General features: G+C 48.6%; 7 protein-coding genes. 5 read left to right on the forward strand and 2 right to left on the reverse strand.

The annotated features are described in order from the left end of the window. Window positions 1-108: 108 nt before the first annotated feature. The 4 genes from DPQ22_RS08435 (at window position 109) to DPQ22_RS08980 (ending at window position 3,645) form a co-directional block, all read left to right on the forward strand. A complete protein-coding gene (locus DPQ22_RS08435) occupies window positions 109-1,242 on the forward strand; it encodes a type III PLP-dependent enzyme (protein WP_150215111.1) in 1,134 nt (377 codons plus the stop codon). 177 nt (window positions 1,243-1,419) lie between these two features. Further along, complete coding sequence (locus tag DPQ22_RS08440; protein WP_150215113.1) at window positions 1,420-2,580, forward strand: ImmA/IrrE family metallo-endopeptidase; 1,161 nt, start codon at window positions 1,420-1,422, stop codon at window positions 2,578-2,580. Between the two features lie 28 nt (window positions 2,581-2,608). Next, window positions 2,609-3,124 carry a DUF4411 family protein gene (locus tag DPQ22_RS08445; protein ID WP_150215115.1) on the forward strand — a complete coding sequence of 172 codons (516 nt, stop codon included), beginning with the start codon at window positions 2,609-2,611 and terminating at the stop codon, window positions 3,122-3,124. A gap of 362 nt (window positions 3,125-3,486) precedes the next feature. Next, on the forward strand, window positions 3,487-3,645 hold the full coding sequence (locus DPQ22_RS08980; protein ID WP_190323206.1) for a hypothetical protein: 159 nt from the start codon (window positions 3,487-3,489) through the stop codon (window positions 3,643-3,645). Between the two features lie 33 nt (window positions 3,646-3,678). Here the strand turns inward: DPQ22_RS08980 and DPQ22_RS08450 are convergent, their stop codons facing one another. Further along, window positions 3,679-5,286: a DHA2 family efflux MFS transporter permease subunit gene (locus DPQ22_RS08450; protein WP_150215117.1), complete on the reverse strand. Its 1,608-nt coding sequence runs from the start codon at window positions 5,284-5,286 to the stop codon at window positions 3,679-3,681. A 2-nt stretch (window positions 5,287-5,288) separates the two neighbouring features. Next, on the reverse strand, window positions 5,289-6,449 hold the full coding sequence (locus DPQ22_RS08455; RefSeq protein ID WP_425305163.1) for an HlyD family secretion protein: 1,161 nt from the start codon (window positions 6,447-6,449) through the stop codon (window positions 5,289-5,291). A 181-nt stretch (window positions 6,450-6,630) separates the two neighbouring features. On the opposite strand from DPQ22_RS08455, the gene DPQ22_RS09045 reads away from it, so the two are divergent. Continuing rightward, a partial coding sequence (locus DPQ22_RS09045; RefSeq protein ID WP_210244026.1) for a hypothetical protein occupies window positions 6,631-6,885 on the forward strand: 255 nt, incomplete at its 3' end.

Below are 6,885 nucleotides of genomic sequence, written 5' to 3' on the forward strand. Positions count from 1 at the left end.
TTTTGTGACAAAGCTGTTTGTCAGACGCGGAGCAGGTATTTTGAGCTGCTTATGGTGCAGGCTGTTTACCCGGCTGCATAAGCGCCTTTGGCTCGTGGGAGAACGACCATGGTAACACAACGCGTTGTGGATTTTCTGAAAACTCGCCGTCCTGACGGGCCTTGTCTGGTGGTGGATCTGGACATTGTGCGGGAAAATTACGGTAATTTTGAAAAAGCTTTGCCGCAATCGCGCATTTTTTACGCGGTAAAGGCTAATCCGGCACCGGAAATTTTGCGCCTTTTAGTCTCATTAGGCTCCAGTTTTGACACGGCTTCGGTGGCAGAAATTGAAATGGCGCTGGAAGCCGGGGCAACGCCGGAGCGGATTTCCTTTGGCAATACTATCAAAAAAGAAAAAGATATTGCTCGCGCTCACACTCTGGGCATTAACCTCTATGCTGTCGATTGTGTGGAAGAAGTGGAAAAAATTGCCCGCACTGCCCCGGGGGCGCGCGTTTTCTGCCGTGTTTTGACTGATGGCGCCGGAGCGGAATGGCCGCTATCGCGCAAATTCGGCTGTGTGCCGGCTATGGCGGTTGATGTTTTGCGCCATGCGCAAAAACTGGGGTTGGAGGCCTATGGCGTCTCTTTTCATGTTGGTTCGCAACAGACCGATCTGACTGCCTGGGACAGAGCGCTGGCTGATGTGGCGCAGGTTTTTGATATTTTGGCCAAAGAAGGCATTACGCTGAAAATGGTAAATATGGGCGGCGGCTTCCCCACCCGTTATCTGAAAGATGTGCCGACAGCGCAATCCTATGGCATGGCGATTTTTGATGCGCTTTCCCGCCATTTCGGCAATCGTATCCCGGAGACTATTATTGAACCGGGGCGCGGCATGGTTGGCAATGCCGGCTTTTTGCGCACGGAAGTGGTGCTGGTTTCCAAAAAAGCGGATAATGACAATCTGCGCTGGGTTTATCTTGATGTCGGTAAATTTAACGGTCTGGCGGAAACCATGGACGAAGCCATTCGCTATCCGATTATGACCGGGCGTGACGGTGATGAGGCCGCTCCTTGCATTTTGGCCGGCCCTACTTGTGATTCTGCCGATGTTATGTATGAAAAAACGCCCTATCCGCTGCCGCTGTCGCTGACTATTGGCGATGAATTATTTATTCTCGGCACCGGTGCTTATACTACGACCTATGCCTCGGTGGCGTTTAACGGCTTTGAACCGCTGCGCTCTTATTGTGTGTAAAAATCGGCCGGCAGCTCTGACATTTTGCAACGGCGGGTTTTGCACCCGCCGTTTATTTTTATAAGACAAAATTTACTCTAAATTGAAGCTTATTAGAAAAAAATAAACTGTTAACCTGCTCTAGAGCAGTCGGCCGTTATAAATTTTATAGAATTTTATAACAGTCAGAGTAAGATAATGGGACAAAAACTGCACATTAAGCCAGAGCTTTTGCGGTGGGCGCGTGAAAGGGCAGGGCTGCAAAGTGAAGAATTGCGCAAAGACTTCCCTAAAATAGCGGAATGGGAGATGGGGGAAGACGCGCCAAGCCTGAAACAGTTAGAGCGCTTTGCCCGTAAAGTTCATGCCCCTATTGGCTATTTATTTTTGGACAGCCTTCCTGAAGAGGCTTTGCCGATACAGGATTTTCGCACGCCTGGCAGCCGGGCAAAGCGGCATATTAGCGTCAATGCCAGAGATATGATTTATCTCTGCCAAAGACGGCAAAACTGGTATCATGATTATGCTGTTGCCAATGCGCTGGATAAAGTGACATTTGCCGGGCAATTTACCATGCAGGCTAAGCCAGATGACGCGGCGCAGAAACTGCGCGCTCTTGTTAAATTTTCGGCACATGGAGAATATTTCGCCAAAACAAAAATGGAATTTTTGCGCTTTTTGCGTGAAAAAATGGAAGAAGCCGGTATATTGGTAATGATAAGCGGCATTGTCGGTTCCAATACACATCGTCCTCTTGATGTAGGAGAGTTTCGCGGCTTTGCTCTTGCTGATGATTATGCGCCGTTGATTTTTATTAACGGCAAAGATAGTGAGGCCGGCAAAATTTTCACTCTTGCGCATGAACTGGCGCATATTTGCCTCGGAGAAACAGGGATTTCCGATGCAAAACCGCAAGATGCACCGGAGCAATGGTGTAATGCTTTTGCCGGTGAATTTCTGGTTCCGGCTACTGCCTTGCAAGAGAATTTTCAAAAAGAGACGGAGCTGGATAATGAGATAGAGCGTTTATCCAACTTGTTTAAAGTCAGCCGAACGGTTGTCACACGCCGGCTTGCCGATATGAAACTGTTGCCCTGGGAGCAAGGGCAGCCTTATATGGCTTCTCAGGCACAAAAAGATGAAGAAGAAGCAGAGCGGGAAAAGAACCGAAAAGATTCATCGATCGGTGGTAATTATTATAACACTTTGCCGGTGCAAATAAGTAAACGCTTTCTTAAGGCTCTCTATGCCAGCACTCTGGAAGGGCAGACACTATATCGCGATGCCTTGCGCCTGGTCGGGACAAAGAAAATTGAAACTTTTAACAAAATAGCGGACGAAATGAAGCGCGTGGCGTGAAGAATGTAAGAGCAGGGAAGTCGCATAAATGGTGTATTTATTAGACGCCAATGTGTTTATTGAGGAAAAAAACCGCCATTACGGCTTGGATTTTTGTCCGGCGTTTTGGGATTGGCTAATAAAGGAGAATGCGGCAGGGAAAGTTTTTAGCCTCGATAAAGTATATGATGAATTGATGAAAGGATCAGACGAATTATCGCTATGGGTGGACGCGCATAAGTCGCTATTTTTGCCCGTAAGCCCAGCCGCGCCGAGTGTGGCCGGTAGAATCTCAGCTTGGGTTATAAGCCGCCACCCCTCCTATAAGCCGGAAGCGAAAGACGTATTTTTACAAGGAAATGCCGATTATTGGCTTATTGCTCATGCCATAGCAGAAGGGAATTTTACGATTGTGACGCATGAAATTGCTTCACCTGCGGGTAGCTTTGCATTAAAAAGAGTGAAAATCCCCGATGTCTGCCAGTATTTTAGTGTGCCGTGTATCTTGCCTTTTGAGATGTTGCGGGTGGGAAAGGCGCAATTTGTTTTGTCGTCTTCCCCATAATTTTTCTGTAACAAGGCCAAAAATACCCGGCATAAAACTCTTTCTGCCGGGTATTTTGGCTGTTTTCGCTTGGTTTTCTTGTCAAAAAGCAGCGTCCGGCCGCTGAGCTTGGGCCTTATGCAACCTTTTTCCGCTTTCTTTGTTTATTATGAAGTTCTTATATAGAAGCAATAAAAAGCCGGGAGATAGCCGGGCTGCTGCTATCGAGGGCTTGATAAAGCGCAGAACCGGAATCGGCATAATAACAGGAGAATCCTTGCCTTTTGCGGTTATACGCCGTGCTTGCGGCGCACCGCAGCCGAGCCGGACAGGGCCGGCCGTGATCGCCACCGGGAAGAAAATACAGGGAAGAGTTAGCGATAATGTTTATTATTTTTGTGTTTATGTATATGCGCCGGGAAGAGGATCCGTGGTGGAAACTGCCCTCTATCCCGTTTGTCTGGCAAAAAATGAAGCGGAAACTGGCACTGGAAAATTCTTTTAACCGCACCGATACAGCCGGCTTTTATGATAATATGTAGCCGGTTCCCGGCTGTTGCCGGCATGGCATAGGCTTATACTTTTTTGACAAAACCGACTAGAAAAAATAAAAAGCCAAACAGCAAAGTTAAAATATAAAAAGCATCAGCAAAGGCCATAATATTGGCCTGCTGCTGCACCAGATTGTAAATCTGTGCCAAAGCCGCCTTTGCGCCGTCCAGCCCGATAATGTTAAATTGCTGTGTCAGCCGGGCAATAAAATCTTCACTCTCATTTCTGCCCCATGAAACGGCTTCGGCCAGGCGCTCATAGTGAAAATCGCCGCGGCGGATCAAAATCGTATTCAGCACGGCCAGACCGACAGCACCGCCGAGATTGCGGGTTAAATTAAACAGGCCGGAAGCATTTTTTAACTGTTCATGCGGCAGGGTGCCGAGCGAAATATTGTTAATCGGCACCATACACAGCATAATTGAGACACCGCGCAGAATTTGCGGCCAGAATAATTCCCAAAAATCCCAATCGCCGGTTAACCCGGTTACCAGCCAGGCGCTATAGGTAAATAAAATGAGGCCGATAGCCATGAGCAAGCGCAAATCCATGCGTGAGGACAAAAAACCGGCCAGAGGTGCGGCCATAAACATAGCAAGGCCGGAAACAAACATGGTTTTGCCGATCATCAGCGCGTCATAATCGCGAATGCGCGCCAGATAAAGCGGGTAAAGATAGGTCAGGCCGTAAAGGCCGATACCCAGAGCAAAAGAAAAGAGCGAACCCAAAGCGAAATTGATATTGGCGAAGGGCCGCAAATCCACCACCGGCTCTGCCGCGGTCAATACCCGGGAAAAAAAAAAAAAACCGCCAATAAGCATAATAATAAAAAAAGTGTAAATCAGATTATCCTGCAGCCAGTCATAGCGCGGGCCTTCTTCCAGCACATATTCCATTGAGCCGAGAAAAGCAGCCATGGCAATCAGGCCCAGCCAGTCAAAACGGCGCAGCAAAGCCGGATTGGCTTTGTCAAAATCAATAAAATTCCACGCAATAAGGGTGACAATAATGCCCGGCGGAATATTGACCAGAAATAAAAAATGCCAGGAAAAAGCATTGCTCAAATAGCCGCCGATTGTTGGGCCGATTGTCGGCGCCATCGTTGCAACAAGGCCGATAAGCGGCGAAATAATATGGCGTTTATTGGCCGGGAAAACGGTAAAGGCTACGGCAAAAACGCTGGGTATCATCGCCCCGCCAATAAAACCCTGCAAAGCGCGCCAGATTATCATAGTCTCGATAGAAGAAGCGGTAGAGCATAGGGCGCTGGCTATGGTAAAGCCGGCAGCCGCCAGAGTAAACAGCACTCGAGTGGATAAAAGCCGATTTAAAAACCCCGAAAGCGGAATCATAATCACTTCGGCAATCAGATAAGAGGTCTGCACCCAGGAAATTTCGTCCGGCCCGGCCGCCAGCCCGGCCTGAATCTCTTTTAGCGAGGCCGAAACAATCTGAATATCCAGAATAGCCATAAACATGCCGAAAACCATGGCAGTAAAGGCAATAATTGTCCGGCTGTCTATTTTTGCTTCAGGCAGCGAGGTGCCGTCTTGCTGTTGATCTGCCTTCGGCTTGTTTGCCCCGGATTTGCCGCGCAAGGCGGTTATATTGCTGGTGGGTGCCCTGGCCATTATCAATCTGCTTGCTTTGCTGTGCCGGCAGGCCCGGCCGCAATATTGGCGGCTTTGACCGGCAGAGCATGTTTGGGTCTGGTGCGGCTGTCAATTTTTACAATAACACTCATACCCGCCCGCACGCGCCCGCCGGCCAGAATATTGGCGGGAATGGCAATGCGCACCGGGACGCGCTGTACCACTTTGGTAAAATTGCCGGTGGCATTTTGCGGCGGCAGAATAGAAAATACCGCGCCTGTGGCCGGCGCAAGTGATAAAACCTCGCCTGTAAACCGGCCGCCATCATAGCCATCTACCGTGATATAGGCGGCTTCACCGCCGTAAATATCGGCTAATTGCGTCTCTTTATAATTGGCATCAATATAGAGCTGATTTACCGGCACCAATGCTGCCAGTTTTTGGCCGTTAGTGACAAAATCTCCTTTTTTGCCGGTTAAATTGCCAATAATACCGTCAAAAGGCGCGCGTATTATAGTAAAGCTTAAATCCCGCGCTGCTTTACCGCGCTCCAGCCGCAGCGATTCTGTCTGACTCGCTGTTTCTTCATATTGCGCCTGCAAAACGGCAATATTGGCTCTGGCATTTTCTATCTGCGCATCTGCCCGTATTTTGTTGGCTGCGGCTTGCGAAAGCTCCGATTGCGCTTTATCCAGGCTGGATTGCGGCACAAGCTGCTGTTTTTGCAAACTGCCGGTGCGGTTAAAAATAAGCTGCGCATTTGTCTCAACCGCCCGGGCAACATCATAAGCGGCATGAGCATCGCGCAAATTGGCTTGTGCGGCGGTGATTTGTGCGCTTATACGCGCCAGGCTGCGTTTTTGCGTGGCCAGTTTTGCCTCAGTCTCTGCCAGCGCCAGGCGATAATCGCCGTCATCAAGGTTAAACAGAATATCGCCCTTGCGCACGGATTGATTGGCCGCAACCGGCACGTCGCGAATATAGGCGCTTAATTTGGGGGCAATGGCAGCAATATCGCCCCCTATATAAGCATCATCGGTTTTAATCAAAAAACGCCATTCGGTGAGCCAGCGAAAACCCAGCATCAGGGTGAAAATAACGGATACAACCCCTAAAACAGCAAAAATACGCCTTTTCCCAGCCGATTTTTGTCGCAATTTCTCCATAAAATTCATCGCAAAACTGTTTTCCCCATAGTGCATAAACAGTAATCGCACCTAAATGCGGCCTCACTTTACGCAATTTCAGTTTAAAAGCAATGCCCGCGCTCCCGTTTTCTTGCAGAATTCAGGCTTTCGACGAAGCCGTCAGGACAGATCTTCCCTTTTTACCGGGAGCCGGGAAACAGACCTACAGAAAAATTGAACTGCCGGCAAAGCCTGATTGGCAAAAGAAAATAAAAACAGTGAGATAGAAAAAATATGCCGGTTTTTGACATTTTTCGCATTTTCTATCTTGACGAATTGCCTGTCTGTGCCCTATAACGGCTTCCACTGGGGCGGCGGGATATTGTCCTGTTTCTTTGGGGCGGGTTTTATTACTCTGCCATTACTCACTGTACATATGAGTGAGGGTTCTTTGACAGTATGGATTGAAGTGAGAAAGAGGAACGTGGACGGCATTGTTCTTGGGTATTTC

It is taken from the genome of Candidatus Tokpelaia sp. (assembly GCF_008636115.1).
In the GTDB taxonomy this organism is placed as follows: domain Bacteria; phylum Pseudomonadota; class Alphaproteobacteria; order Rhizobiales; family Rhizobiaceae; genus QLZD01.

What these genes read in the sequence shown, in the direction of transcription:
- DPQ22_RS08435 (WP_150215111.1), top strand. Translation starts at nt 109, where the DNA reads ATGGTAACACAACGCGTTGTGGATTTTCTGAAAACTCGCCGTCCTGAC.
- DPQ22_RS08440 (WP_150215113.1), top strand. Translation starts at nt 1,420, where the DNA reads ATGGGACAAAAACTGCACATTAAGCCAGAGCTTTTGCGGTGGGCGCGT.
- DPQ22_RS08445 (WP_150215115.1), top strand. Translation starts at nt 2,609, where the DNA reads ATGGTGTATTTATTAGACGCCAATGTGTTTATTGAGGAAAAAAACCGC.
- DPQ22_RS08980 (WP_190323206.1), top strand. Translation starts at nt 3,487, where the DNA reads ATGTTTATTATTTTTGTGTTTATGTATATGCGCCGGGAAGAGGATCCG.
- DPQ22_RS08450 (WP_150215117.1), bottom strand. Translation starts at nt 5,286, where the DNA reads ATGGCCAGGGCACCCACCAGCAATATAACCGCCTTGCGCGGCAAATCC.
- DPQ22_RS08455 (WP_425305163.1), bottom strand. Translation starts at nt 6,449, where the DNA reads ATGCACTATGGGGAAAACAGTTTTGCGATGAATTTTATGGAGAAATTG.